Source organism: Saprospiraceae bacterium (assembly GCA_016715965.1).
Classification (GTDB): domain Bacteria; phylum Bacteroidota; class Bacteroidia; order Chitinophagales; family Saprospiraceae; genus Vicinibacter.
This window is the reverse complement of record JADJXG010000001.1, coordinates 2,966,890-2,993,889: the sequence shown is the minus strand read 5'-3', so window position 1 is coordinate 2,993,889 and position 27,000 is coordinate 2,966,890. Positions and strand designations below refer to the sequence as shown.

Below are 27,000 nucleotides of genomic sequence, written 5' to 3'. Positions count from 1 at the left end.
GGGTTAATTACAACTCCGCTTTATAAGCCACGAATTCTTTTTTAATGAATTCATTCAACTCCTGAACAGTATCAAACTGCTCAAATAATTCTTTAAATTTGAGATTTCTTTGACTGGCAGGTATTACAAAATCCAAAACTTCCTTTCTTGTGATTTTTTGTTTGCTTAAAATAATCAATCGTTCGATTACATTGCGTAATTCGCGAATATTTCCGGTCCAATTGTATTTCATTAGTTCTTCCAAAGCAGACTCATCTATTTTCTTAAGGGCCAATCCATATTCATGACAAATGTGTTCCATAAAATGCTCGGCTAAAACAGGAATGTCTTCCACCCGATCGTTGAGTGAAGGCACCTCAATAATAATTACTGCCAACCGATGGTATAAGTCTTCTCTAAATTTTCCCTTTGAGATCTCTTCGCGTAAATCTTTGTTGGTGGCAGCAACAACCCTGACATCCACCGGAATTTCCTTGTCCCCTCCTACCCGGGTGATTCTATTTTCTTGCAAGGCACGCAACACCTTAGCTTGGGCCGACAAGCTCATATCTCCAATTTCATCCAGAAACAAGGTCCCGCCATTGGCGAGTTCAAACTTCCCCAAGCGCTGTTTGATGGCAGAGGTAAAAGAGCCTTTTTCATGGCCAAACAACTCACTTTCAATCAATTCTGAAGGGATTGCTGCGCAATTTACTTCAACAATATTTCCTTTTGCCCGATGACTTTTTTCATGAATCCATCGCGCCACCAATTCTTTGCCAGTTCCATTTTGTCCAGTGATTAAAATACGTGCGTCCGTAGGAGCCACTAAATCTATCGTTTCACGCACTTTCTGGATGGATTTAGATTCTCCGACGATCTCCTGAGTTTTATACTTGGATACTTTCTTTTGTAAAAATTTTTTCTCACTAATTAATGAGGATTTGTCAATCGCATTGCGGAGGGTAATTAAAAGTCTATTTAAATCAGGGGGTTTTGATATAAAATCATAAGCACCCTTCTTGACAGCCTCAACTGCCGTATCAATGGTGGCGTGACCGCTGATCATCACAATAGGCGTATCCGGGGCCAGGGTCTGTATTTTCTCCAAAGCTTCCATACCATCCATTTTGGGCATCTTAATGTCCAAAATAATTGCATCGTATTCATGTTGCTTTAGTTTAACCAGACAGTCAAGGCCATCTACAGCTTCTTCTACCTGATACTTTTCCAGTTCCAAAATATCCTTTAAGACCCTGCGGATACTTTGTTCATCATCCACAATTAGAATTCTTGCCATTAGTTTAAATTCTTATTCTTGATTTTAAAACAGAGGCAAAGATAATAATTTGAATAATATATTCTTACAAATTATGAAAATATTTTATACGTTTTGTAAAAATTGGATCGCCGCATGGCCCATGACACCCGCCCCAATGACAATTGCACGATCATCTGCGACGAACTCAGGACTGTGCACATTGGCAGAAGGACCCGTGCCCAATCGGAAAAAACAGCCCGGAACAATCTCCGAATATCTGGCAAAATCTTCAGCTGTAAGTCTTGGTGAAATTTCCACAACAGACTCATTATCTGTATATTGTATAGCGGATTCTTTCCAAATTTTTGCCAAATGTGGATCGTTGACCAATACAGGATAACCTTTGACCAATTTTGTTTTAGACCCCACTTGAAATGAGGAAGTCATCGAATCAATAAACCCTGGAAGCATGGCACAGAATAATTCCCTATAGGCAGCATCAAGCGTCCTGAAAGTTCCTTCCAGCAATACCCTTTGGGGTATCACATTGGTTGCCCCTCCCTCAGTAGTTACTTTCCCAAACCCTACAACTGCGGGCACAAGAGGTGGTTTTGTCCTACTTAAGAGCTCTTGAACCCCAGATATCAGCTTTGCAGAGGCAAAAACAGGGTCCCCCACAAGGTGAGGCATGGCTGCATGTCCTCCCTGAGAAGTCAATTCAATGAAAATCTCTTCTGAAGAGGCCATACTTGGACCCGGACAAATACCTATTTTACCCACTTCTAAATTGGGTTGTACATGCAATCCTATCACAGCATGTACAGCAGGATCTTTTAGCACACCCTCGGAAATCATTATTGAAGCACCACCAGGCAATTGTTCTTCACCGGGTTGAAAAATAAATTTTACCGTCCCAGCCCAATTTGATTTGGATTTTTGAAGGGCATATATGGCCCCAAGCAGACAGCTCATATGCATATCATGACCACATGCGTGCATAATTCCCGGAAAGGTGGATTTGTAATCCAAATCATTTTTCTCCTGTATTGGCAGGGCATCCATGTCTGCTCTGATACAAACTACTTTATCGCTTGGCCCAGCTTCCCCTTCAATTAATCCAACAATCCCATGCCCAGCCCAACCATTTGTAAAGGACTGGTTCCAGCGATTTAGGCATGTCTGAATGAGAAGAGAAGTATTTCTCTCTGCAAAAGAGAGTTCAGGATGAGCGTGAAAATTTCTTCGAATGGCGATCAGATCTGTTTCAATCTCCTTTAAAAACTGTTTTAATATAGATGGATGCATATCAGTGCTTGTCTAATGATTGAATATTTCTGATGCAGATGTCTAAATCCATCCACACCGAATAATAAAGGGCGTAATGGATCAAATACTGCTCCGAAAAAAGGTGATTCTCCACATTTTGGCCGAAAGGCAAGGCTGTCAATACGCCAATTTTCAAATTAGATATTGACATCTTGTGGGTAAAATCGTGTGGAAGACCTACCCAGGATTTTTTACCGCTGATCACAAGATAAATATTTGATAAAAACTGCATTTTTTCCTTTTGTAAAAAAATAAAAACTGGTAAAAATGCAACAATCCAAAAAGAGAAAAAAAGATCAAACCACCTTTTTTGTCGTTTATAGGATGTTAGTTCAATGTGATATCTAAAGTCCAATGCATGCAACTCCCCCGGGGATTCTTTGGAACTGCTTCCAATAATTGCATTTTTACTGTTAGTCAACAATCTGATTTCAGTTTTTTCAGGCAGAGCACCCATGATTTGCATCATTGTTTCCAAATTTTGATTGGCAGAACCAATAATAATCTGAGCGGGCTTTAAAGTTCTAATGAGCGTTTTCCAACCTGATGACAGAAGGCTTGCTGCTTCAGGTGATAATCTTTTCAAAACTCTATAATCTGTGTAGGTAAACTTGAGGAGTTGCTCAGCTGTATCACACTCCTTTTCTGAGCCCACTAAAATTATCTCCATTGGTCCATTCTTTCTCTGAGATCCTAAATAAAGTAACCATCGGCTGCTCAAAAGATAAAATAAGACCCATGCAAATGACAATAGTAGTATCATACGAGAAGAGCGCATAGATTCTGGTAGAAGTGCATATACAAGGAGGTTTAAAATAAATCCACCAATTGCAGAAACTATCAGAGATTTGCGGCTTGGTCTATCATCATAGAGACCGTTAAAATAAAATGCCATTAACCATCCTGTTGTAAACAAAGCTGCATTTATCCAAAACCGGTCCACCTCAAAATAGAAATCGGATTGAAAATAAAATTTTGACCAAAATATTTTGATCAAATAAATACCCAATAATAATGCCGCTGCGTCCAAAAGAAAGATGAGCCAACTGATCAAAATCGATTTGATCCAAGATAAAATACCCTTTAGTACAATTGCAAGCTTTAATAAATATACAAACCACCTCTTATTATTTTGAGACATATACTTTTCCGAAAAGATAAGCATTGCTTCATAAAAACTTTTAAAATAACTCAGGCTTGATTTTTTAGTGCTTTCTCCTTTATAATGGACAATTCTTGCGTTAGACAGATAAGCAATCTTGCATCCAGATCGAAGTATTCTGGTCGAAAGGTCAATATCTTCACCATACATAAAATACTTTTCATCAAATCCTCCGATTTGATCAAGGACTTTTTTTCTTACAAAAATAAATGCGCCACTCAATACTTCAATATCCTGATTTTCCTCATAAGACAGATGACCCAAATAGTAACCATTAAAGAGTTTGGAATGAGGAAATAATTTATGTAAACCGAGCATTTTACAAAACGAAACCCACGGAGTGGGAAATCCTCTTTTGGATTCCGGTAAAATTTTGCCTGAACCATCCAACATCCGTACACCACAGGCTCCATACTCAGGATGTTCTTCTAAATAAGATAAGCAAATCTGCAAAGCATCTCCTGCCACGATGGTGTCTGGGTTTAAAAAAAGTATATATTCTCCTGTCGCTATTTTTAAACCCAAATTATTGGCTTTGCCAAATCCCAAATTCAAATCAGATTCAATTAGTTTTACTTTTGGAAAAAGTGTCCTTATCATCTCACAAGAATCATCCGCAGAAGCATTGTCGACGACAATAATTTCGGATTCAATTCCCTCGGCAGCTCTAAAAGCAGATGCAATAGCTTCTTCTAAAAAAAACCTTACATTATAACTGACGATAATTATGCTTAATTTCAAGTCTGTAATTTATCCTTTAATGTATAAGGGGTTCGTGTTGCCAGGGACCTGCTTAAAGTAAATTCATCTGCAAACTCCAATTCTGATCCAAACGAGATGCCGCGAGCAATTTGGCTAATTAAAATCCCCTCCAATTCAGGTTGTTTGTTTATATAGTAAACAGTGGTATCCCCCTCAATGGTAGGTCGCAAAGCCATTATAATTTCCTTTGGCTGATTGTTCCTTATTCTTCTCAATAGACTTTCGATATTAAGGTGATCCGGTCCCAATCCATCCATTGGACTAATCAATCCTCCTAATACATGGTACAATCCCTTGAAATGCTGAGTCTCCTCAATGGCAATTAAATCTCTTATAGACTCTACCACACAAATGGTCGATTGATCTCTTGTCAAATTTGAACAGATGGCACAAATCTCATCGTCAGAATATGCATAACATTGACTACATTCTTTCAGTTCTTCCAACATTTTTGCAATCGTCTGTGTAAACCTTTTGCTTCTGCTTTTATCTTGTTTTGCCAAAAACAGGACCATTCGCATGGCGGATTTTTTACCTACACCGGGGAGTGTACTGAGCACTTCTACAGCCTCTCTAATCAATTCGGAAGTATATTTCACAGGTGTAAAATTACATTAAAGTATAATTTATAAGGATTTGATTTAATACAATTCATCAAATTCCAAAACTGCAGTGATTGTTAATATAAATTCCACTATTTTTACGGGATTTTCAAGAAATCACAAAATTCTTACACAAAATTAAGATATATGGCTGAAGTAATCAGAATGCCCAGATTAAGTGACACGATGCAGATAGGCGTGATTAAGGTTTGGCACAAGAAGGTAGGAGACAAAGTTCAGCCGGGTGACGTCATGGCAGAAGTAGAGACCGATAAGGCTACAATGGATCTTGAAGCATTCCAGGAAGGTGAGCTTCTACATATTGAGGTTTTAGAGGGTCAGGTTGAAGTTGACGGCATTATTGCAATTGTTGGGCAGAAAGGTGAAGATTTCGGTCCTCTTTTGCAAAAAAAATCACTAAAAGACAGTACGCCCTTAAATACAAACCCTTCGGTTTCTGCACCTGTAACCAATACTGAAGTGCATTCTACCCAAGCTACTGAAGAACAAGAGAATAGAATAAAAGCTTCTCCATTGGCCAAATCAATGGCCAAAGATGCTGGAGTGGATATTGGAAAAATTAAAGGGACTGGTGAGCAAGGCAGAATTGTAAAAAAGGATATAGAACTAAGCCTCTCTAAACCCCCTGATTTTAAACAAAAGTCAGGCCTCCAAGTCCATATGGGTGATCAGTTTGTACCAGTTAGTCAAATGAGAAAAACCATTGCCCAAAGATTGTCTGAAAGTAAGTTTTCTGCCCCTCATTTCTATCTGAATATGGAAATTGACATGGATCAATGTGTTATGGCCAGAAACCAAATTAATACCATCGCAAAGCAGAAAATATCATTCAATGATTTTATAGTAAAAGCATGTGCTGCTGCTTTAAGACAAAATCCAGCTGTTAATGTTTCCTGGAAGGGAGATCAAATGATTTACCATAATGACATTCATATAGGTGTGGCCGTGGCGATTGAAGACGGCTTGGTGGTACCGGTCATCCGCAACACGGACCAATTGACTTTGTCTCAAATTAATGAAACTATTGCTGATAAAGCAGCGCGGGCTAAAATCAAAAAACTTTCTTTGGATGAAATGCAAGGCAATACCTTTTCCATTTCAAATCTGGGAATGTTTGACATTGAAAACTTCACAGCCATCATTAATCCACCGGATGCCTGCATTCTTGCCGTAGGAGCCATTCAAAAAAAGCCTGCGGTAAAAAACGATGAACTTGTAATTGCAAATCGCTTAAAAGTATGTCTATCCTGCGATCATAGGGCTGTGGACGGCGCCACAGGTGCAAAGTTTTTGCAAAGCCTGAAATTTATTTTAGAAAATCCTGTGTCAATGCTTTTATAGATAATTGGAGTTATGGATTGTAGGTGTCAAGATACCAGGAGTCCAGAAAATTGCGGTAGGCTTCTGTGAAAGAATTTACTGAATTTTTTAATACAAGTTCGCTCCTTTTGTATTCGGAAACTGTTAAAGAAAACTGGAGTAAACAAAGGCTTGATTCACTGCTTGGCAAATGTCTCACAATTATTGATTCATTTTGACAAAATCCATTTTTCATCAACTCAAAACACCAGATTGACTCCAGATTAACTGGCAGCACCAATCTAAGTTGACCTTCCGGGCTAAGAATTCTACTGCACAGGCTTGATAGTTTCCTCAAATGATTTAGGTTCCAGTGCCTTTGAAATTTCCTTGCCAAATTTGGCGATTCAAGGCCCATCAAAAAATAGGGTGGATTCATTACCAATAAATCAAATGGGCCATTGTCCTTGAAAGAGTCATCCAGGAAATCATCCAACTCAAAATGAATATTCTTAAGCTCAGGATTTGATTGCTTATTTTGCAAGCACATCTTAAATGCATCCACATCAAAATCGACCCCTAAAACGGATGACATTGGATTTATAGCTGCCAACATAAAGCCTATTATACCCATACCACAACCCAAATCCAAAGCATGTTGGAATTTCAATTTAGAAGCCCAAGCTCCCAGCAAAAGGGAATCGGTACCTGGTCTCATGACCTTGTCATCGTAATTCAATTTTAATCCTGGCAATAAAAAGGTTCCTCTCAAAAAAAGATTGGATTAAGGGATTACATCAGCAGAGGTTCTCAACAAAAGTTGACGGGAATTTCCAAACTGAGCAACATGGCCAATAATGGCGCTAGCAGATGATGGAAAATTCTGATTGGCGAAATTAGCTTGAGTTCTAGTGAAGCAATCAATAGATCCTGTCATATCATTCAGAACAATGGTGCCACCATAAGTTGTACCTGAAGATTTGGAAATATTGACATTAACAATTTTGACCAACTCGCCTTCCCAATTTTCACCGTTTTCCAGAATATCTTTAATGGTTGTTTGTCGGGCAACTATTGGTTTATTTTTCGATATGGGCTTTGAATTGCCGAGTGGAACATTGTTTAATTGAAGTAAATTGTTAAACTCCGACAGCTCCACAGCTTTTATCTGTACCTCTATTTCATCTCCCAAATCAAAATTATGGGATTGAGAAAATCTAATGAGAATTGCAGCCGAACTGTCTTGCAAGTAAAGATTTTGTCCTACAATGTTGAGGGCATTTTTTTCTGAAGTAACTACGCCTCTTACAAACCAATCATCGTTGATATCTGTCCTTGTTCCTTGAAACAAATTCCTAATTTCCCGAATGCTTCGCAATTCCGGACCCATACCTCCCCCACCCTGTCTGATTTCAACATCTGACAAATTTCTCAACAACAATTGCTGGCTGTTAAATTGTGATGCGATGGCAGTAATGTTTACAGAATCTATCGGAAAATTGCTGCTGGCAAAAGTGGCTGCACTTGAAGTAAATAAATTTAGATTGCCAGTTGCATCACTAATGATTACATTGCTTTCATAAGTAGTACCCGAAGATTTTGAAAGTTTTGCGGCACGAATCTGCACCAATTGACCTTCCATCATTTCAAAATTCGAAATAAGATTGGATATATTGATAACTATTGGCACCACGGATTGCCCAGTTGATAATAAACTCGCGTTGCTGGTTGGCACATTATTAACTTGCAACAATCCATTAAAATCAGATAATTCTAGCCCGCGCAAATTGATCTCCAATTCATCTCCCAGATCAAAGGAATGATTTGTATTCCATCGGATCATTATCCCTGCTGATTGGTCTCGAATAAATAAATTTCTCGCATTCAGGTTATTGTTAAGTCTATCCGAAATCACAATTCCTTTGATCTTAAAATTTCCATTGATATTTAAGTTTGAACCTGAATAAAGTGATCTGATGTCGCGAATTGATTTTAATTCCAAATTGCCTGAGCCCCCACCACAGGGTGTTTGGTTAAACTGAACGTCTCCTGTATCTCTTATAAATAACTGAAGGTCCTGATTAAATCTACCCAATACTCCTGTGATACTACCATTGAGTTCAGGTATCAAGACATTGGCAAAGTTGGCAAATCCACTGGTTCTAAGAATCAAATTGTTGCCGCTACAATCTTCCAATATATGATTAACAGTGGTTTGATTGGTGGCATTTGCGTAAGTAGCACCTAAAGAGATTCTGGAAAATTCCATATCGTTCAATTGAATCAAGGTGCTCATGTCAAAAGTGCTTATTGACTGTATGGTTTTCACCGCAGGAATTATAAAATTGCCTCGCGGTCCAGAAAAAAGTACACTGTCAGATAAAACATCCTCAATGCTTCCCAGTCTCTTGTTATTGCCATCCAGATAATTTCCTTGCCCCAACTGGATGAGTCCTGCGTAATCCGAAATGGTCAAACCTTTGCATTTTATACCAATTTTTGAACCTACTGGGAAAGTGGCATGCAAACCGGTCCTGTTGATTTTAATTTCTATTCCGGCAGTGCTATCTTGAACCACCAGGGTTTTATAAAAATTTCCAGAAAGATCATCTGCTATTACCGTCGCAATAATTTTAAGATCTTCTGCAATATCAACAAATTGGCCCGGCACGTGCAATGATTTTAAATGCGCTATACTGCTGTTCGCTGCAAAGGGTATGGTATGTGTTTTAACAGGTGGTTCGTCAAAATCTTGAATCTGACACGATACAATGGCAAGAACTGGGATGATCAAAATTGCAAATCTCAAAAATTGCATTGCCGATGATGGTATAGATGGTGCATTCATATCAATTCAAGCTTAAGTTAAGGTTGATGAAAAAATTAAATCCCTGTAAGTTAAAATACTTATTTGGAAATTGGCCAATGTCTCTGTCTTCTGTATTCAATCTGTTCTGTTCAAATCCACCAGATCGCATTCCGGTTTTGTTTAAGATGTTGTTTAAAGCCAGACTTACAGAAAAAAAACGATCTCTAATCCTAAAACTTTTAAAAATATTACAATCAACTACCAAATAACTGGGTAGTTTTTCCTGATCGATAATTTGCCGAAACAAAGGGTCCGTTCTCTCCACATTTTCAACGAAACCAACTGTCCTGCGCAAAGGATTTATTTCGACAAAATTTCTGTCTGCATACGAAATGTTTATTTGAGCAAATCCATTTCTTTTGAAATTGTATTTTAGCCCGGTGGTTAAAACATGCTGAGGTGTATTTGGCACATAAAAATTGAGCAGGTAAATTTTCTCTGAAGAAAAGCTATAACCGAACTGATCAAAAATTAGAAATTCAGGTCTGCTGCAATAAACATATCTACCAAATTGACCTCCCAATAAAACATCAAAACCCATTGGAAAACTCTGCTGTGCAAAAAATTCAATTCCGATATGTTGTTGATCAAGTCCCGTGTAAAAACCATTGATCAATCCACCACTGGCCAGATTGTTGTCACTATCTGTCACCAATGCTTCATCCAGAAAAAAATCGCGGTTTCTAATTTGGTTCTCGAAGCGTGAGAAGAAAGCGCCGATCTGAATCTTAAAGCTAGGGCTGCGGTAAAAATAACCGATTTCGGAATGATAAACTATCGTGTTCTCCAAATTCGGAATGACATCGGGGCGCCAAGCAGGATTGATAAAGATTTGTTCGAAGTTGGGAGCTAATGATTCAGTTGCCACACTGGCGCGCAAGTAGTTTCTTCCGTTTACTTTAAAGGTGGCGGCGGATTTTAGATGATATTGAAAACCAACAATGCGTTCAGATGAACCAATGGAATGGTCAAAAATTGAATTCTCAAAATAAGATATTCGCTGATCCGATCTCATTGCCAATTTTATTCCGGATTGAAAGTCCCAATTAGAAGATCGATATTTCAAATTTGCAAAAAGGCTGTTCCTCCAAGTGTTGGATGAATAATGATATCCATACTTATCTCCTTGTCTGACCAGTTTATTCCGTTGAGCGATATCCGGATCAGCTTTGGATTGATCTAAAATGAAATTCTCTTTATCCAAGAAAAAATCTCCTCCCAGCAAATCTCCCACCTGCAAGTAATTCTCTTTTGTGGTGTATTCTATTCTGTATCCTCCATTCATTTGGAATTGACCCCACTTAAGATGTGCTCTGATGAAAGATTCAATGTCCGTGGGATTGTTGTATCTCTCAGACAAAATATACAATGAACGATTTCCTGACAAACTATCATCGGTGCCGTTTACATTATATATTGTACGGTAATTTGAGCGATTAACCTGATAGATCCGGTCCCAGTTTACTTGTCGAATTGACTCATTGTTTTCCCATAGACTTTCAATGGAGTCCTTGACAAAAGTCACTGGAACATAACTTGGCAACTTCTGATAATAATCCGGTCTTGGATCAGCTACATTGTACCAATCGATGCTTGAATCCGATCTTTTGCCCTTTAGAACCATCAAACCTCCATAGAAAGCAAGGTTGGAGGAAAATTGAGAATTAAAATTGAGAAAAAAAGTAGGGAAAGAAGAACGTGCCACACGTGAATTCCTAATCTGTCCAGCTTGATTTCCCCAATAAGAATTGTACAATGGATCCCCACTCAAATCATACACTTCACTTACTCCGGGACTATTCTTACCTCTTTCTACCGGAGAATAAATACCCAAAAAAGTAAGTCCTGATCTTTTACCAAGCTCTTTTCTCACACCAAGGTAACTGCCAAATGCATTGTAAAAACTGCCCTGAAAAATACCAGCATCTGCCCATCGACGGTTTGCCCCAGCCAACAGACTGATTCCTTGCTTTCCCCAATGTCTGACATATTGAAGACCTAGTCGAGTTGTAAAAGATCTATTGGAAACTGAATAATTTAAGTGAAGTCCTTGTCGGTAGGTTCTTGGATCAAATTGAATCCATTGGTTTAATCCAGCTGAGCCGAAATCTTCTGCTTCTACTTGGTAAGACATGCTGTTTTCAGAATATCTTGTAATTTGATTTTGACCAGAAAAAATAAGAAATGGGATAAAACCAGTTTCTGCGTCATTGAGTAAAAATCCCTCATATCCCAGTTGATTATACAGATTGTCTATACCGCGGTTTCTAAACCTGAAGATTCCAAATTGGAATGCACCAGCCTGAAGCAATGGATCTCTGGATGCAGCCAAAAGACTATACACTTCAGAGTCTCTATTGTCACTGCCCTCTCCTTCATCAAGGGTGACAGTAGCTATTTCAGCATAGTCGCCAACCTCTTTGGACATCCTGAACACAATGGTTTGACCTTCCTTTATATTGGTAATTTGCGTGCTAAAGGTAAAATATCCAAGTTTAGAAAAATCAATTGAATATGCATTATCTTTCTTATCCAGGGGAATATTTAAGATCCCCAACGCATTGGTCAGACCCAGCAAGACCCCGTCCATTCTAACTTCTACAAATTCGATCGGAATGTCCTGATTGGATTCATAGACCAAAACTGAAAATGACTGAGCAAATAGACAACAAGATGAAAGTAAATAAAATACGGCTGTTTTACAACCCGGAAAGCCCGTCATGAGTTAAATTTGTACCTCAAAAGTAGGACATTTTATGGTTTTCTTCCAAAGTATTCGTTATTGCTTCCATCTCATTTTCGGTCTATTTTTTTTGGTAAACGTAACCGCCGTACAATCCCAGAACAAGATCAAAGCTGAAATTCTTGGTATTGGATTTTACAATCTTGAAAATTTATTTGATACACTGGATGACCCGGAAACTCAGGATGAAGAATTTACACCCAGAGGGGCAAAAGTTTGGACACAAGACAAATACAATGATAAAATTGAAAAATTGGCATCGGTCATTAAAGATTTTGGACTCCATTATTCGACAAGAGGTGCAGATATATTAGGAGTTTGTGAGATTGAAAATCGACAAGTTTTGAAAGACTTGATTGAACATCCCTTCCTTAAACCAATGCAATACGATATTATTCACCATGAATCATTTGACCCAAGGGGTATTGATTTGGCCTTTATTTACAAACCGAAGGTGTTTATTCCATTTTCTTCCGGCATGGTTACAATTAATTTGACTAACAAATCGGGGGAGTCAAAACCAACAAGAGGAATCCTCATGGTCACCGGATTGTTGGCTGGTCAAAAGGTTTGTTTATTGCTTAACCATTGGCCGTCCAGAAGAGGAGGTGAAGGCGCAACAAAAGAATTCAGAATCCAATCTGCTCTTGTCAACAGACATCTGGCAGATTCAGTCCGAATGGCAAATCCGGATTGCGGGATTATCATCATGGGTGATCTCAATGACAACCCCAATAATGAAAGTGTAAAAAGCTCACTTAATTCATGTGATCAAATCGACAAGTGTACCAAGGAACAGTATTTTAATCCTTTCTATAAAAACTTTATGCAAGGTGAAGGTACATTGGCCCATAATAACAGCTGGCACTTATTTGACCAGATTTTATTTTCCAGCGATTTCATTCAGAAAGAGAATTCGGGTTTTAAATTCTATCAGAATCATGTGTACCGAAAAGCTTTTATGATCGAAGACCAGGGGCATTATAGAAATCACCCAAAGAGAACTTTTTCAGGCGATGTGTACAATTATGGTTACAGTGATCATTTTCCGGTGCTTGTATTTCTCAAAAAGAATTTGGATTAGTGACCGCTTCCAAAACCATAACCATGCATGAAAAAGAAATCTTGTTGCTCAATGAAGAGCAACATTCCATCCTTGACAGGATGGAGGAACTACGGGGGGTTTTGTTTTTGACCGGCAAGGCAGGCACTGGAAAATCAACCTTATTAAACTTGTTTAAGCGAACCATAGACCACAAAGTAATCACACTTGCGCCCACTGGTGTAGCAGCCATACTTATCGGGGGTCAAACCATCCACTCATTTTTCAAATTTCCTCCAGGTTGGATTACTCCTAATGATTACCGCCCTTTACCCAAAAAAATGATTCAGCAAATCAAAATGATCATTATTGATGAAATAAGCATGGTCCGTGCAGATTTGCTGGATCATATCGATGCTGTTTTAAGGTTGTCTGCAAAAAATGACCTCGCTTTTGGCGGTATTCCAATGATATGGATTGGAGACCTGTATCAATTGCCTCCAATAGTGAGTACGAACGAAGAAAGAGAATATTTTGGCAGTGTTTATCCAAGTCCGTTTTTCTTTTCTTCTAAGGTAATGCAACGCCTGGACAATTTCGAATTAATTGAATTAAATCAGGTGTTTAGACAAAATGAAATGCGCTTTATTCGATTGTTAAACCGGATTAGACTGAATGAAGCGGACGAAGAAGATTTGAATGAAATAAATACCCGGCATGTCCAATCAACAGCAACTATCCAAGCGCCCTATGTGACCTTAACAAGCACGAATTCTGCCGCTTCTGTAATTAATCTGAAAGCCTTAAATGCGATTGATCAAGCCACAAAAATCTACACCGCCACCACCACAGGTATTGTACATCAAAGTCAACATCCTGCAGATCTCCATTTGTCCTTGAAAGTTGGAGCACAGATAATGACCATCAAAAATGATCCTTTAAAGAAATTTTACAATGGAAGTCTCGGAGTAGTGACTGAGCTTAGAGAGAACAGCATTATAGCCAGAATGAACGAGAGCGATGAAATCGTCGAAATTGGACAAAATAAATGGGACGTTGTTCGCTACAAGTTAAAAGACAATACCATCCATTCGGAAATATTAGGTAGTTATACCCAATTGCCTGTAAAACTAGCATGGGCCATGACGATTCATAAAAGCCAGGGCAAAACATTTGAGAGAATATTGGTAGACTTAGGGTTTGGGGCATTTGAAAGCGGACAGGTGTATGTTGCGCTCAGCAGGTGCAAATCAATAGAAGGTGTATTTCTCAAAGAAAAATTGAATTGGAAAGATATTCGGACGGATGAGCGAGTTACTGAATTCTTAAAAGCCTGGTCTTAGCATGAAGATAATTTAACCCGAAATCTGATAATAATTTCTAACTTTACACAACAAAACAATGCAATATGTCTAAACTAAAGCAGCCCAACAGACAGCAAGAGAAAAAAGAAGAAAAGAAAATTTTCACCATCATTCTATCTGTAGCAGTGGCATTAATGATCTTGATGTATTTCCTGTTTAAATCAGCCAATTCATAATTTTTTTAATTTGAAATTAAATATTGATGTACGCAGACCCAGTCGGCCGGACTGGGTGGTGTGTGTTTTGAATCATTTTGATGAGTTTTTAAAAGACCATGCGGATTGCGAGCGAAAAGCATCTGCCATGGCCATGAGTCTTGTGGCCAAATATCCAGACAGGGTTTTGATTCACGACGATTTAATCGATACTGCCATTGAAGAATTGGAACATTTTAAAATGGTCTATCGGCTAATGCGAGATCGTGGAGTGGAGATGCCGCACAAACTTACTGAAGATCCCTATATAAAAAAACTGATCGCATTCATGCATTCCGGAAGAAATGAAAGGTTTTTGGATCATTTACTGATAGGTTCGGTGTTTGAGACAAGGGGCGCAGAAAGATTTAAGTTGATTGAAGAAGGGTTGTCGGATCCAGGGTATCAAAAATTCTACAAAATGCTCTGGACCTCAGAAGCAAAACATGGACATATTTATGTCAAAATGGCACTGCAGTATTTTCCAGAGGAAAAGGTCTATACAAGGTTAAATTGGTGGCTTGATCAGGAGGCCATGGTCATTGATCAATTAGAGCTTAGGCCAGCACTGCATTGAAGATTAAATTGATAAATAATCAGATTTCTATTAAACATCATGTTGGTAAAATCATTACTTATTGATATGAAAGGAGTTCCCTATTTTTTATTTCTAATGGCCATCGCATTTCAATATTGCAAACAAGAAAAGAGATTACCATACATTGGCAACTACACTATTGTTGATAATGACACCATTTTTAATCAGGTTCCTGAATGGGAGTTGATCAACCAGGACAGTATGGTTTTTTCATCCAAATCACTGGAAGGAAAAGTGTATCTCTCGACTTTCTTTTTTACAGGATGTCCCACCATTTGTCCTAAGGTCATGCGCAACATGATCCGCCTAAAAGACGAATTCCCGGAAGAGAAAAACCTAGCCTATATTTGCTTTAGTCTGGATTTCAAAAGGGATTCAGTCAGGCGCATAAAAGATTACTATACCAAATTGGGAATTAACCATTCATCATTTCACATACTGCAAGGTCGGACTGCTAGTGATATCCGCAATTTGGTCAATGATTATATGAGTATAGCTGTGGATGATCCAGAGACTGCAGGTGGGATCAACCATAGCGGCTGGATTCTATTGGTCGATTCAAACAGACGAATGAGATCCTATGCACTCGGCACAGATGATAAGGATGTCGATCGGTTGATGAAAGATGTAAGAATATTGCTGGATGAAAGGTAAATTAATTGCTTCTTTCCTGTTCATTGTATCCTGTCAGATTTCGCTTCAACCTTTTAAAGAAGGTAAATTGCTTTACAATCATCATTGTGCAAATTGTCACGGTCTTCGAATGGAAGGATTGGCACAATTATACCCATCTTTGAGCAGAGAAGGTCTTTTAATTAAATCTCAAAAGGAAATAATTTGCCTTGTGAAATATGGCAGTCCGATATCCCAGCCCTCAAAAGAAATTAAAACACCCATGCCCTCCAATGAAAAACTCAGTGAAATTCAGCTCTGCAATCTTATCAACTATTTATATGAAATGCTACAGATTGATTCAATAACCAGTTTACAAGAAGTTCAATCCGCCATTCAAAAATGCAATCATTAAAAATAGAGCATTGCAACCAAAGAGGGAAGTACCGGAAGTTGGTTTACCCTTCTGTTTTCTACCACATTGTAATAAAAAATATTTTTACGGTTGTACAAATTGGTCGCGCTGGCAGTAATTTCCAATTTCAGGCGTTTTGTGAACTCAATTCTCTTTTTGACTGAAAAATCAAGCCGGTGATAATAAGGCAATCTCCCGGAATTAATATTTCTTGAATAAACGACTCCTATGTCGGGATTTTCAATACCGAAATTTGATTCGAGGCCACTTCCCAAAAACTGATCCGAAATGAAACCTTGAATCTTGGTAAAGGCAAATCCCGAACCAAGATTCCATCTTAACCCGGTCTCCCAGCTTTTATTTCTTCCGAACTGATAATCTAAAACCAAATTTAAATTATGTCTCCGATCAAATAGTGCAGGAAATCGCTGCTGTCCATCGTCTCTATTGACAAATCCCAGAGAATAAGCCAACCATACCCTCCAGTTGACAAAACTTGATTTCAGCAAAAAGTCAATACCATAAGCTTCTCCTGTCTCTTTGGTAAAATCGCTCTCATTGACTCTTCTTTTGTTTCGATTGAGATTATAGAGAGAGGTAAATCTTTTGTAGTAGGTCTCCACATTCAACTCTGTAAAAGAATTTAAATCCAATTCAAATCCTCCTACCAGATGACTTCCATAAATGAGATCAGGACTCGTGATAAAACCCACAAACAAATTGACAATGTCTCTTTCGCTTACTGAGCTCATTAAATTTTGGGAATACAGACCGCCTGCTGATTTGAGTCTAAACCTATCCGTCACATTGTATTTTACTCCAAATCTTGGTTCTATGGATGTTTTTAAAAGTGAAGCATAATATTGTAGTCTGAGACTGGGCTCAAGCACAATTCTTTTTGTAAAATATTTATACCTGACGAATCCCGCTAATTCAGTATTATTGACATTAAAGGTCAGCGGAACTTTTAAAAAATTTGTAAACTTGAAATCGGTGCTAAAAGCGTTAAATTCAAGACCGTATCTCACCTCGCTGTTTCTGCCAAAATAGCTAAAATGCAAATTGGATTGGATTCCTTTGATCCGACTAAATCGAGGTTCATCCTGACCTTCATCCAAATTGATTTTATAATCTGAATAAGCCAAATTTCCACCAATCAAAATGGAAGAAGTCGCTGGTACAATTTTAAAATTGGCACCGGCACCACTGGCATTCCAACCCAAGCTAGCCAGTCCGGTATAATTGACCGCGTCATCAAAACTAAAACCAAATAGATTCAAAAAGGAACCATTGTCGCTAATGGTAGAGATCTTTCCGTAGACATCGGTAAATGAAAAAGGTAAATTACCAGTCAAAGAATCCAGCGCATATTTGTACAGTGTTGGAGCTGTCTGATCTATGAATGATTTTTTACCGGTAAGAAGAAAAGAGGTGCTACCCGATTTGTCCTCTCTATACTTGGATATTGGCCCTTCCAACAACAATTTACCCATAAAAGGGCTTGCACTGGCCAATCCTCCAAATCTGGTTTTATTTCCCTCTCGGGTTTTCATATCAACAATGGCTGAAATTCTGCCACCATATTCTGCACCGAATCCACCAGTCAAAACATCTACTGAACGGATAATTTCTGTTTCAAAAACAGAGAATATTCCTATCGAATGGAATGGATTAAAAACCGTCATTCCATCGAGTAAAATTTTATTCTGCACCGGAGATCCACCGCGAATGTATATTTGACCGCCCTGATCTCCTGTAGAAATGACGCCCGGAATGATCTGAAGATACTGAGCTATGTCCGCTTCACCACCGGTAGCCGGCAATGATTTAATTTCCTTTGGGGTGATCGAAATGGATGAAATGCGCACTTCTGTTCTTGACTGTTCTCTTTTTCCGGTAATGGATATTTCCTCCAGATTAAAGCTTGATTCAGAAAGACTAAATTGTTTATTAATGATCTGGTTATTTCTAATGCTCACCTTTTGCTTCACAGTATCGTACCCAATAAAGCTGACACAGAGGTTGTATTCTCCTGCAGGTATAGCCGCCAAAATATAGAAACCTGTCTTATCAGTAGCTGTGCCATACCTGGTTCCTTCTAAAAAGACAGAAGCAAATTCTAAGGGCTCACCTGTACTCTTGTCGTAAACATTACCTCTGATATCTCCTTTTTGGGCGCTCAGTTGTTGTATAAAAATAGCCAAAAAGGCAATTAAAAGAGTTCGAATCATTTTCTTTTTATCAATTGAAGGCGCAAAATTAAATCTAAAACGAACAATCCTTCCAAATATCCAAGCTTCAAGTCCAAAAAAAAATAATTTCTAAGTAAGTAAGAACACAAATCACTTAATTTCAATAGCTTACACAAATTTTAAGTTGCATTCCCCTACAAGTTTTTCTTTAATTCATTGATTTTTATCATACACTCCAGTGGTGACAAAGACTGGAGATCCATTTGTTTGAGTTCTTCAATGACCATTTTCCATTTGTTTTGGACAGGATCAATTATTGTGATATCGTGCATTTTAACTTTAGGAATAGAATTTTCACCTTTTGTCCTTTTGGATTCCAAACTAAGCAGTATTTCCTCCGCTCTTAATACGACAGATTCAGGCATACCTGCCATTTTTGCCACATGGATTCCAAAAGAATGCTCACTACCACCTTCTATCAACTTTCTGAGAAAAATGACTTTTTTTTGTATTTCCTGGGTAGAAATATGGAAGTTACGAATGCCTGCATAATGAGATTCCAATTCATTGAGCTCATGGTAATGGGTGGCAAATAAAGTCTTTGGCTTGAAAGCACTTTGATGCAAAAATTCTGCAATGGACCAGGCAATAGAAATTCCATCATAAGTGCTGGTGCCGCGGCCAATTTCATCCAAAAGGATTAAAGATCTATCAGAAAGATTGTTGAGAATGGATGCAGTCTCATTCATCTCTACCATAAAAGTGCTTTCACCGGAAGAAATGTTGTCTGAAGCTCCAACCCTGGTAAAGATCCGGTCTAAATAACCGATGGAAGCAGATTTGGCGGGCACAAAGCTTCCTATTTGTGCCATGATACAAATCAAGGCTGTCTGACGTAAAATAGCAGATTTTCCAGACATATTGGGTCCCGTGATGATGATGATTTGTTGGTCAGAATGATCCAAATAAACATCATTGGGGATATAGAATTCTCCTTCTTTCATTTGGCGTTCTATGACCGGATGTCTTCCTTCCTTTATATCAATAACCCTGTGATCGGACACCTCAGGCTTGGTATAATGGTATATTTTGGCTGCAAATGCAAGACTTAACAAACAATCCAGTTGAGCAATGGCCAAAGCATTGTTCTGAAGTGGAATGACAAATTCCTGAATTTCGTCCACCAATCGGTTGTACAACTCCTCTTCCAAAGCAATAATTCTCTCTTCTGCCCCCAGAATTTTTGATTCCAATTTTTTAAGCTCATCGGTAACATATCTCTCGCCGGTTGACATGGTTTGCTTTCTGACCCAATGCTCAGGAACCATTCCCTGATTTTTATACTTGTTGGTCACCTCCAAAAAATACCCAAAAACCGAATTAAATCCAATTTTAAGATTGGAAATCCCCGTGTTGACAATTTCCTGTTTTTGAATATCCAACAATAGATCCTTGCTATTTTGGTGTATGTACCGAAGGTCATCCAACTCCTGGTTATTTCCTTCTTTAATGATGCCTCCTTTGTTTATGGTGGCTGGTGCATCACTCTGTAGAATTTTGCGGATCAAAGAAATCAAAGGGTCCATTGGATCAAGGCGCTGCACAATTTTGGAAACCAATCCTTCCGGTTGTAATTGTTGCAAATAATTTTTTATTTCGCCAATACTTTGAAGACCTGTGGCAATAAATCGAAGTTCTCTCGGATTAATTCTCCTCATGGGTATTTTAGCCACCAATCTTTCCACATCGCCTAAAGTCTTGAGGATTTTGCGCAACTCACTTGAAGCATCGTCGTGAATTAAAAATTTTTCGACAGAAACCAATCTTTCTTCGATTCTGTCTATGAGCTGCAGGGGCAATGAAATCCATTTCCTGATCAATCTAGAGCCCATTGGAGTAAGGCAATGGTCCAATATATCCAACAGTGATTTCCCATCCACATGCATTGAATCTACCAATTCAAGGTTTCGAAGCGTAAACCTGTCCATCCAGACATAATCGTCGTCTTTTATTCTACTAATGTTGGAAAGGTGTTTTGGGACAATACTTTGAGTGGATTCAAGATAATTGAGAATGGCTCCTGCTGCAATTTGCCCAATCTCATATTCATCCACTCCAAAGCCCTTCAAACTTTGGGTATTAAAATGATTTAATAACTTTTTGCAAGCGTATTCAGAGGTAAAAATCCAGTCCTCGAGGGGATAAATATAGAGCGAATTTTCAAAATGTTCCTCCCACCAGACTTTTGATGATCTGGGGATCAGGACTTCTGCAGGTGAGAAATTTTGAATTAACTTATCTATATACTCTTTGGTGCCCTGGGCAAGGAAAAATTCTCCGGTACTTACGTCAGCAAACGAAATTCCAAAAGTGACTAAATCCGCTTGAAAGACCGCCGCTAAAAAATTATTCTTTTTATGATCCAGGAGCTTGTTATCCAATGTAACTCCAGGTGTAATTACATCAGTGATTCCCCTTTTTACTACCTTTTTACCCTTTACAGGTTTTTCAAGTTGCTCGCAAATGGCCACACGCAAACCGGCCCTCACCAATTTTGGAAGATATGAATCCAAGGCATGGTATGGGAAACCCGCCAGCTCTATGTCTGCACCACCATTGTTTCTTTTGGTCAACACAATTCCAAGTATATTGGCTGCCTTTTCAGCATCAGACCCAAAGGTCTCATAAAAGTCTCCCACTCTATACAATAGCAAAGCATCGGGATGTTGAGCCTTCATGGCATAATACTGTTCCATCAATGGAGTGATGGATTTGACTTCAAACAATAAGTTTTGCTCCATTTTTAACGAAGAGGATCACAAAGGTAAGGAATCATGTTGCAAAAAAAGCAATGCCCATATTTCAATTGTAAAATTTCAAAACTACTGTTAATTTTGGGTCAATAATCAATGATGAATTATGACAACCTCCGGAGCGTTTAAAATACTTAAACCATCTGAATATCAGGAATTAGTTTTGGCCATACCAAAAATAGCGATTCTGATTGCAGGCGCAGATGGCCAGATCGATTTTAAAGAAAAGGCCTGGGCAGAAAAAATAATCGGCATTCGTTCTTTTGCATATACCCATGAATTAAAACCCATTTACCAGGAATTGAAAGAACAATTTGGCCCGCTGCTTTCAAAAATGCTGGAGGAATACCCCAACGATCACATCACCAGGAATAAACAAATCAGCAAAGAGCTGATGATTCTCAACGGGATTTTGCCAAAGCTAAAGCTTTATGTAGCCTCACAGTATTACGATAGTCTCATTGATTTTGCTGAAGAAGTAGCAAAAGCTTCAGGCGGTTTCTTACGAATGGGTGCCGTTAGCACTGAGGAAAATGTCTGGTTGGGTTTGCCTATGCTTGATCCCATATTTTATGATGAGCTCTTCGAAGAAGAGTGATCTTATGGATTATCTGTTAATCTTTCTCAAATATTAGTATTGTTTTGCAATCTTAGTTCAAAGAGCCATTTAAATTTAGATTTAAGCCAAACCTATAACTTTATTTTGCGTTTAGATTGCGGCTTTTCAAAACAAAGATTGCATTAGAGTATGAAGCATAAACGATCCCAATGGCTTTTCCTGGCTGTTTTAACAATTGGCTTTTCCTGTGGACCACAAAAAGCAAAAGACCCTGCAATGGAATTGGCAGAACTTAAACAAAAAGTGGCCGAGTACAATGCGCGCATTGCAGAATTAGAAAGTTTGGTGAGTGTTGACAGTTCGACCTCAAATAGTACCCGCAAGCTTAAATTGGTACAAATTGACACTTTACTCAATCAAGATTTTAATGAATATTTAGAGATTCAAGGTATGGTAGATGCCGAGTTTAACCTAGTGGCTTCTCCTCAAATGCCTGGTGTTGTGCAATCCATCATGGTAAAGGTAGGCGACCCGGTCAGAAAAGGCAAGACCATGGCCACCCTTGATGGCTCTACCATCCGACAAGCCATGGAGGAGGTGAAAACAGGACTTGAACTTGCTGAGACCATGTACCAAAAACAAAAGGATTTGTGGGACCAGAAGATAGGATCTGAGGCGCAATTTTTGCAGGCAAAAAATCAAAAACTTCAATTGGAAGAAAGATTAAAATCTCTCCAAACCCAATTAAGTCTCAGCCAAATTACTTCCCCGATTGATGGGGTTGTGGATGAGATTAAATTGCGAATAGGTGAAATGGCGAGTCCCGGCTTTAATGGAATCAGGGTGGTGAATGACAAATCTCTTTCCGTAAAGGCCAAAGTAAGTGATTTGTATGCCGGTAAAATTAAGAAAGGAGATAAAGTAAGCCTTTCATTTCCAGATCTTAACAAAACGATACAAAGTACGATCAGCTATGCCGGCCAAACAGTTAATTTATCCAGTCGAACCGTTATCGTTGAAGCTAAAATTCCTCCCGGTCATATCGGCATTAAAGCCAACCAGCTGGTAAAAATGAAAATTAACAATGGAGTTATAAAAAACACCATTGTCATACCTGCAAATTTAATTCAAACCACAATTGACGGAGAATTCTATGTTTTAATTGCAGAAAAATCAGAGACAGGATGGGAAGCTCGCAAAAAAATAATCAACCCTGATGTCAGTTACAATGGCTATACTGTGATTAACAAAGGACTCAAAACAGGTGAGTTTTTAATTACACAAGGATTCGGAGACATCGTAGATGGTCAAAAAATCAAGATCCTCTAAGTTAAACCGCTGCTTAAATTAATTTTCGAAGAAGGAATTTTATGGAATTGGATCATATTAAAAATCTGGGGTTTACCAAATGGTGCATTGCCAACTCCACCAGTATTTATGTTTTTACAATACTCATCACCATAGCTGGTATAGTGGCTTACAACAGAACTCCAAAGGAATTATTTCCAGACATTGTCATTCCTACCGTTTCAGTTTCAACCATCTATCCAGGTGCCAGCCCGCAGGATATTGAAAATCTGATCACAAAGCCGATCGAAAAGCAATTAAAATCAATTAATGGGATTACAAAAGTAACCAGCAATTCAGTATCTGATTTTTGTTTGATCATTGCTGAGTTTAGTACAGAAATGGATCCAAAAATTTGCAAGCAGCGAGTGGCTGATGCAGTGGATAAGGCCAAAAAAGATTTACCCAATGATTTAAAATCAGATCCTCAGGTACAGGAGTTTGACTTTAGTGAAATTCCGATCATGAACATCAACCTTGCTGGTGATTTTCCTTTGGATCGGATTAAAGGATTTGCTGAACAATTACAAGATCAAATTGAATCCTTAAAGGAAATTACAAGGGTTGATATTATCGGAGGAGTTGAAAGAGAAATTCAAGTCAATGTCGATTTGTATAGGATGAATGCATCCGGAATAACATTTGGGGATATTGAAGGGGCAATACAAAGGCAAAATTTAAATATTTCAGGAGGAGAACTCAGGGTCAAAGATCTGCGACGAAATGTAAGGGTTACCGGAGAATTCAACTCTCCCAGTGACATTGAACAAATCGTTGTCAGATCGTTCACCGGAACAGAAGTATTCATCAAGGATATTGCAGAGGTAAAAGATGGATTCAAAGAAAAGCAGGATTTTGCCAGACTGGATGACAAATCGGTCGTCACTCTAAACGTAATCAAGCGGTCAGGTGAAAACTTGATTGAAGCTACCGACAAAATATATCAAATAATTGAAGACTACAAGAAAGAAGAATTTCCTGAAAGTCTAACCATAAAAGTGACAAGTGACACATCAGAGAATACCAGAGTCCAACTGGATGATTTATTTAATACGGTTATCCTTGGATTTATTTTTGTTGTGGTGGTTTTGATGTTTTTCATGGGTTTTACCAATGCCTTTTTTGTAGGTTTGGCTGTTCCGCTTTCAACCTTGGTTGCTTTTTTGTGGATGCCTGTTCTGGGTATGTCCATGAATGTGATTGTACTTTTTTCGCTTTTACTGGCGCTTGGAATTATTGTAGATGACGCCATTGTTGTCATTGAGAATACCCATAGAATTTTTAATAAATTTAAAAACCTTTCCATCGTCCAAGCAGCAAATGCAGCGGCCGGTGAGGTTTTCTTTCCGGTACTATCAGGGACTCTTACGACGGTAATGCCCTTTGTACCATTGTTGTTTTGGCCAGGCATTATTGGCAAATTCATGAGCAACTTGCCGGTCACACTGATCATTACTTTGGGTGCTTCGCTTTTCGTTGCATTTATCATGAATCCTGTTTTTGCGGTGTCCTTTATGAAAAGGGATGATACTGAACACAAAGCCCAAATCAAAGATTATTTTTGGCCCATCCTCTTTTTTGTTGTACTTGCTTTGATGGGATATTTTTGGCTGGGAAGAGGATTGGGTAATTTTTCAATAGTAGCCATTTTACTGATATTGTTGTACCACTTTGCCATTCAAAAGATGGTAATTGCATTTCAAACCCGAATCTGGCCTTCTGTGATCAATGGATATAAGAATCTACTGATCATGATGATCAAAGGTGTAAGACCTATTTTTATCTTAATTGGAGTTACTTTATTTTTAATAATTAGTTGGGTGGGTTTTATAATGAGCAATCCCGCTGTGGAGACTTTCCCGGACGGAGATCCCAATTTTGCGTATGTATATTGCAAAATGCCCATGAACACAGATGCTTCTGTAACGGACAGCGTGACCAAAATTATTGAAGAGAGGGTGTACAAAGTGATTGGTCAAAATAACCCAATAGTTACTTCAGTTATTACAAATGTCGGATTAGGTGCCGGCGATCCTGACAATCCGGACAGGGTGGCTACACCACATAAAAGTAAAGTCTCCGTTGCATTTGTAAGATTTTCTGAAAGAAATAATGCGTCCACCGTTGATGTATTGAAAGCATTAAAAGAGGAATTTGCGGATGGAATCCCAGGTGCAGAAATCAGGGTAGAAAAAGAGCGCAATGGCCCTCCAGTCGGAAAAGCCATCAATATGGAAATCAGTGGGGATGATTTTGAAGTGTTGGTCAAATTATCCAATCAAATAAAGGATGCGGTCAAGGAATCAAATATTGAAGGAGTAGACAATTTAAGCTCAGACTTCCAAATCAGCAAACCGGAAATAATCATTGACATTGATGAAGAAAAAGCACAGAGAAATGGGATAAGTCTGGCTCAGGTGGCTTCTGAAATAAGAACGGCATTGTTTGGAAAAGAAGCCTCCAAATTTAGAGATAAAAACGATGATGCTCCCATCCAGTTAAGATTAAAAGAAGCTGACAGACAACAACTGGAAATGATCATGAATATGAACATATCATATATGGACATGTCTCTTGGTCAGTTTCGTCAAATTCCAATCAATGCCTTGGCAACGATCCGATATACGAATGCCATAAACGGCATCAACAGGAAGAATCAAAAAAGATTGGTCACCCTTTCATCAGATGTAAGTCCGGGCTATAACCCAAATAGCATTGTTGCCAGTTTAAAAGACCTAATCTCCCAAATGGAATTGCCGGAAGGCTACAGAGTTGATTTTACAGGTGAGTTAGAGCAGCAACAGGAAACCATGGATTTTTTGAGTGTGGCTTTTGGAGCCGCATTGGCTTTAATGCTTCTCATTCTGGTAAGTCAATTTAATTCTGTGGTGAAGCCATTGATTATTTTCTCAACCGTACTTTTCTCATTAATTGGTATTGCCATTGGATTTGGCTTTGCCAAGTTGACTTTAAGTGTGGTAATGACCGGAGTTGGAATTTTTGCTTTGGCTGGTATTGTTGTGAGGAATGGAATCATTTTATTGGAATTTATTGATGAATTAAGACAGCGGGGACTTTCAGTGAGAGATGCCGTCATTGAAGGTGGGGCTACCAGGCTGACACCTGTGGTACTTACTGCGATCGCTACCATTCTAGGTTTAATTCCACTTGCCATTGGACTGAATATGAGTTTTGAGTCTCTTTTGACCCATTTTGATCCAAAGTTTTATCTGGGCGGTGATAATGTCAAGTTTTGGGGCCCACTTGCTTGGACCATGATATTTGGGCTTATCGCCTCCACTTTTTTGACTTTGCTGGTGGTACCCACCATTTATATGCTTGGATACAACACCCGCGAAAAAATAAGAAAGTTATCAAGCAGATTTTAAAGCATGAAGAACGAGAAAAAACGTTCTTTTAATTTTAGACATTCAGGCTATTTCCCAATTTTCTTTTTGCTGTGCATCGGTTTGTGCTTGGTTGGATATTTATTTTCATATCAGTCAAAGCTTCAAATAGCTCGCACAAAAATCGACAAGAAGGATCAACTTCTTAAAAAAGTAGAGATTCCAAAATATGTACTTGAAGTGTATCATTATATTCGGGAAAATGGGAAAGCTCCTAATCAATATGTGGGGGGCAGAAATTTTCAGAACAGAGAAAAGAAATTACCCCAAAAATCGAATAAAGGCCAGAGTATTAAATACAGAGAATGGGATGTGCATCCCTATATAACTGGCAAAGATCGTGGTCCGGAAAGACTTGTCACAGGATCCAATCAAACCGCTTACTATACTTTTGATCATTACAGCACGTTCATTCCAATAGAATAATAAAAAC

The 27,000-nt window shown here is 38.5% G+C and carries 19 protein-coding genes; 10 read left to right on the top strand and 9 right to left on the bottom strand.

Going from position 1 to position 27,000, the window contains the following annotated elements:
• Positions 1-7 precede the first annotated feature (7 nt).
• The 4 genes from IPM48_11420 to recR all read right to left on the bottom strand — a co-directional run bounded on the left by IPM48_11420 (position 8) and on the right by recR (position 5,089).
• On the bottom strand, positions 8-1,279 hold the full coding sequence (locus IPM48_11420; protein ID MBK9272194.1) for a sigma-54-dependent Fis family transcriptional regulator: 1,272 nt from the start codon (positions 1,277-1,279) through the stop codon (positions 8-10).
• Positions 1,280-1,363: 84 nt separating this feature from the next.
• Entirely contained in the window at positions 1,364-2,545 is a 1,182-nt protein-coding gene (locus IPM48_11415) for an amidohydrolase (GenBank protein ID MBK9272193.1), read from the bottom strand.
• A gap of 1 nt (position 2,546) precedes the next feature.
• Positions 2,547-4,469: a glycosyltransferase gene (locus IPM48_11410; protein MBK9272192.1), complete on the bottom strand. Its 1,923-nt coding sequence runs from the start codon at positions 4,467-4,469 to the stop codon at positions 2,547-2,549.
• On the bottom strand, positions 4,466-5,089 hold the full coding sequence (gene recR, locus IPM48_11405) for a recombination protein RecR (protein ID MBK9272191.1): 624 nt from the start codon (positions 5,087-5,089) through the stop codon (positions 4,466-4,468). Before recR ends, IPM48_11410 begins: the two co-directional genes overlap by 4 nt.
• A 150-nt stretch (positions 5,090-5,239) precedes the next feature.
• Here recR and IPM48_11400 point away from each other — a divergent pair, with 150 nt between their 5' ends.
• Positions 5,240-6,454, top strand: a complete 1,215-nt coding sequence (locus IPM48_11400) for a 2-oxo acid dehydrogenase subunit E2 (GenBank protein ID MBK9272190.1) — start codon at positions 5,240-5,242, stop codon at positions 6,452-6,454.
• 10 nt (positions 6,455-6,464) lie between these two features.
• Here the strand turns inward: IPM48_11400 and IPM48_11395 are convergent, their stop codons facing one another.
• From IPM48_11395 to IPM48_11385, 3 genes are read right to left on the bottom strand one after another with little or no spacing between them, the layout of a single operon-like run.
• Positions 6,465-7,184 (bottom strand): methyltransferase, encoded by a 720-nt coding sequence (locus IPM48_11395; GenBank protein ID MBK9272189.1) that lies wholly within the window; start codon positions 7,182-7,184, stop codon positions 6,465-6,467.
• A gap of 12 nt (positions 7,185-7,196) precedes the next feature.
• Entirely contained in the window at positions 7,197-9,230 is a 2,034-nt protein-coding gene (locus IPM48_11390; protein MBK9272188.1) for a hypothetical protein, read from the bottom strand.
• Between the two features lie 31 nt (positions 9,231-9,261).
• Positions 9,262-12,003 (bottom strand): hypothetical protein, encoded by a 2,742-nt coding sequence (locus tag IPM48_11385; GenBank protein MBK9272187.1) that lies wholly within the window; start codon positions 12,001-12,003, stop codon positions 9,262-9,264.
• A gap of 34 nt (positions 12,004-12,037) precedes the next feature.
• Between IPM48_11385 and IPM48_11380 the strand changes: the two genes are divergently transcribed.
• The 5 genes from IPM48_11380 (at position 12,038) to IPM48_11360 (ending at position 16,249) form a co-directional block, all read left to right on the top strand.
• Complete coding sequence (locus IPM48_11380; GenBank protein ID MBK9272186.1) at positions 12,038-13,108, top strand: endonuclease/exonuclease/phosphatase family protein; 1,071 nt, start codon at positions 12,038-12,040, stop codon at positions 13,106-13,108.
• A 23-nt stretch (positions 13,109-13,131) separates the two neighbouring features.
• Positions 13,132-14,409: an AAA family ATPase gene (locus tag IPM48_11375; protein ID MBK9272185.1), complete on the top strand. Its 1,278-nt coding sequence runs from the start codon at positions 13,132-13,134 to the stop codon at positions 14,407-14,409.
• A 207-nt stretch (positions 14,410-14,616) separates the two neighbouring features.
• The gene (locus IPM48_11370) at positions 14,617-15,201 is read left to right on the top strand and encodes a tRNA-(ms[2]io[6]A)-hydroxylase (GenBank protein MBK9272184.1); all 585 of its coding nucleotides are present in this window, start codon (positions 14,617-14,619) and stop codon (positions 15,199-15,201) included.
• 66 nt (positions 15,202-15,267) lie between these two features.
• Positions 15,268-15,876, top strand: coding sequence for an SCO family protein (locus IPM48_11365; GenBank protein ID MBK9272183.1), 609 nt, complete (start codon positions 15,268-15,270; stop codon positions 15,874-15,876).
• Positions 15,866-16,249: a c-type cytochrome gene (locus IPM48_11360; protein MBK9272182.1), complete on the top strand. Its 384-nt coding sequence runs from the start codon at positions 15,866-15,868 to the stop codon at positions 16,247-16,249. Before IPM48_11365 ends, IPM48_11360 begins: the two co-directional genes overlap by 11 nt.
• Here the strand turns inward: IPM48_11360 and IPM48_11355 are convergent.
• Positions 16,246-18,480: a TonB-dependent receptor gene (locus IPM48_11355; protein ID MBK9272181.1), complete on the bottom strand. Its 2,235-nt coding sequence runs from the start codon at positions 18,478-18,480 to the stop codon at positions 16,246-16,248. The genes IPM48_11360 and IPM48_11355 overlap by 4 nt on opposite strands.
• Before the next feature lie 155 nt (positions 18,481-18,635).
• Positions 18,636-21,242, bottom strand: coding sequence for a DNA mismatch repair protein MutS (gene mutS / locus IPM48_11350; GenBank protein ID MBK9272180.1), 2,607 nt, complete (start codon positions 21,240-21,242; stop codon positions 18,636-18,638).
• Positions 21,243-21,360: 118 nt separating this feature from the next.
• Between mutS and IPM48_11345 the strand changes: the two genes are divergently transcribed.
• From IPM48_11345 to IPM48_11330, 4 genes are all read left to right on the top strand, one after another.
• Positions 21,361-21,852, top strand: a complete 492-nt coding sequence (locus IPM48_11345; protein ID MBK9272179.1) for a hypothetical protein — start codon at positions 21,361-21,363, stop codon at positions 21,850-21,852.
• Positions 21,853-22,002: 150 nt separating this feature from the next.
• A complete protein-coding gene (locus IPM48_11340) occupies positions 22,003-23,142 on the top strand; it encodes an efflux RND transporter periplasmic adaptor subunit (protein MBK9272178.1) in 1,140 nt (379 codons plus the stop codon).
• Positions 23,143-23,183: 41 nt separating this feature from the next.
• Entirely contained in the window at positions 23,184-26,549 is a 3,366-nt protein-coding gene (locus IPM48_11335) for an efflux RND transporter permease subunit (protein MBK9272177.1), read from the top strand.
• Positions 26,550-26,552: 3 nt separating this feature from the next.
• Positions 26,553-26,993 (top strand): ribonuclease, encoded by a 441-nt coding sequence (locus IPM48_11330; protein MBK9272176.1) that lies wholly within the window; start codon positions 26,553-26,555, stop codon positions 26,991-26,993.
• Positions 26,994-27,000 lie beyond the last annotated feature (7 nt).

Bases quoted from the DNA above. Each gene is read 5' to 3' on its own strand.
- IPM48_11420 (MBK9272194.1), bottom strand. From the start codon at position 1,279: ATGGCAAGAATTCTAATTGTGGATGATGAACAAAGTATCCGCAGGGTC.
- IPM48_11380 (MBK9272186.1), top strand. From the start codon at position 12,038: ATGGTTTTCTTCCAAAGTATTCGTTATTGCTTCCATCTCATTTTCGGT.
- IPM48_11365 (MBK9272183.1), top strand. From the start codon at position 15,268: ATGAAAGGAGTTCCCTATTTTTTATTTCTAATGGCCATCGCATTTCAA.
- IPM48_11400 (MBK9272190.1), top strand. From the start codon at position 5,240: ATGGCTGAAGTAATCAGAATGCCCAGATTAAGTGACACGATGCAGATA.
- IPM48_11375 (MBK9272185.1), top strand. From the start codon at position 13,132: ATGCATGAAAAAGAAATCTTGTTGCTCAATGAAGAGCAACATTCCATC.
- IPM48_11345 (MBK9272179.1), top strand. From the start codon at position 21,361: ATGACAACCTCCGGAGCGTTTAAAATACTTAAACCATCTGAATATCAG.
- IPM48_11340 (MBK9272178.1), top strand. From the start codon at position 22,003: ATGAAGCATAAACGATCCCAATGGCTTTTCCTGGCTGTTTTAACAATT.
- IPM48_11330 (MBK9272176.1), top strand. From the start codon at position 26,553: ATGAAGAACGAGAAAAAACGTTCTTTTAATTTTAGACATTCAGGCTAT.
- IPM48_11360 (MBK9272182.1), top strand. From the start codon at position 15,866: ATGAAAGGTAAATTAATTGCTTCTTTCCTGTTCATTGTATCCTGTCAG.
- mutS (MBK9272180.1), bottom strand. From the start codon at position 21,242: ATGGAGCAAAACTTATTGTTTGAAGTCAAATCCATCACTCCATTGATG.
- IPM48_11335 (MBK9272177.1), top strand. From the start codon at position 23,184: ATGGAATTGGATCATATTAAAAATCTGGGGTTTACCAAATGGTGCATT.
- IPM48_11415 (MBK9272193.1), bottom strand. From the start codon at position 2,545: ATGCATCCATCTATATTAAAACAGTTTTTAAAGGAGATTGAAACAGAT.
- IPM48_11385 (MBK9272187.1), bottom strand. From the start codon at position 12,003: ATGACGGGCTTTCCGGGTTGTAAAACAGCCGTATTTTATTTACTTTCA.
- IPM48_11390 (MBK9272188.1), bottom strand. From the start codon at position 9,230: ATGCAATTTTTGAGATTTGCAATTTTGATCATCCCAGTTCTTGCCATT.
- IPM48_11355 (MBK9272181.1), bottom strand. From the start codon at position 18,480: ATGATTCGAACTCTTTTAATTGCCTTTTTGGCTATTTTTATACAACAA.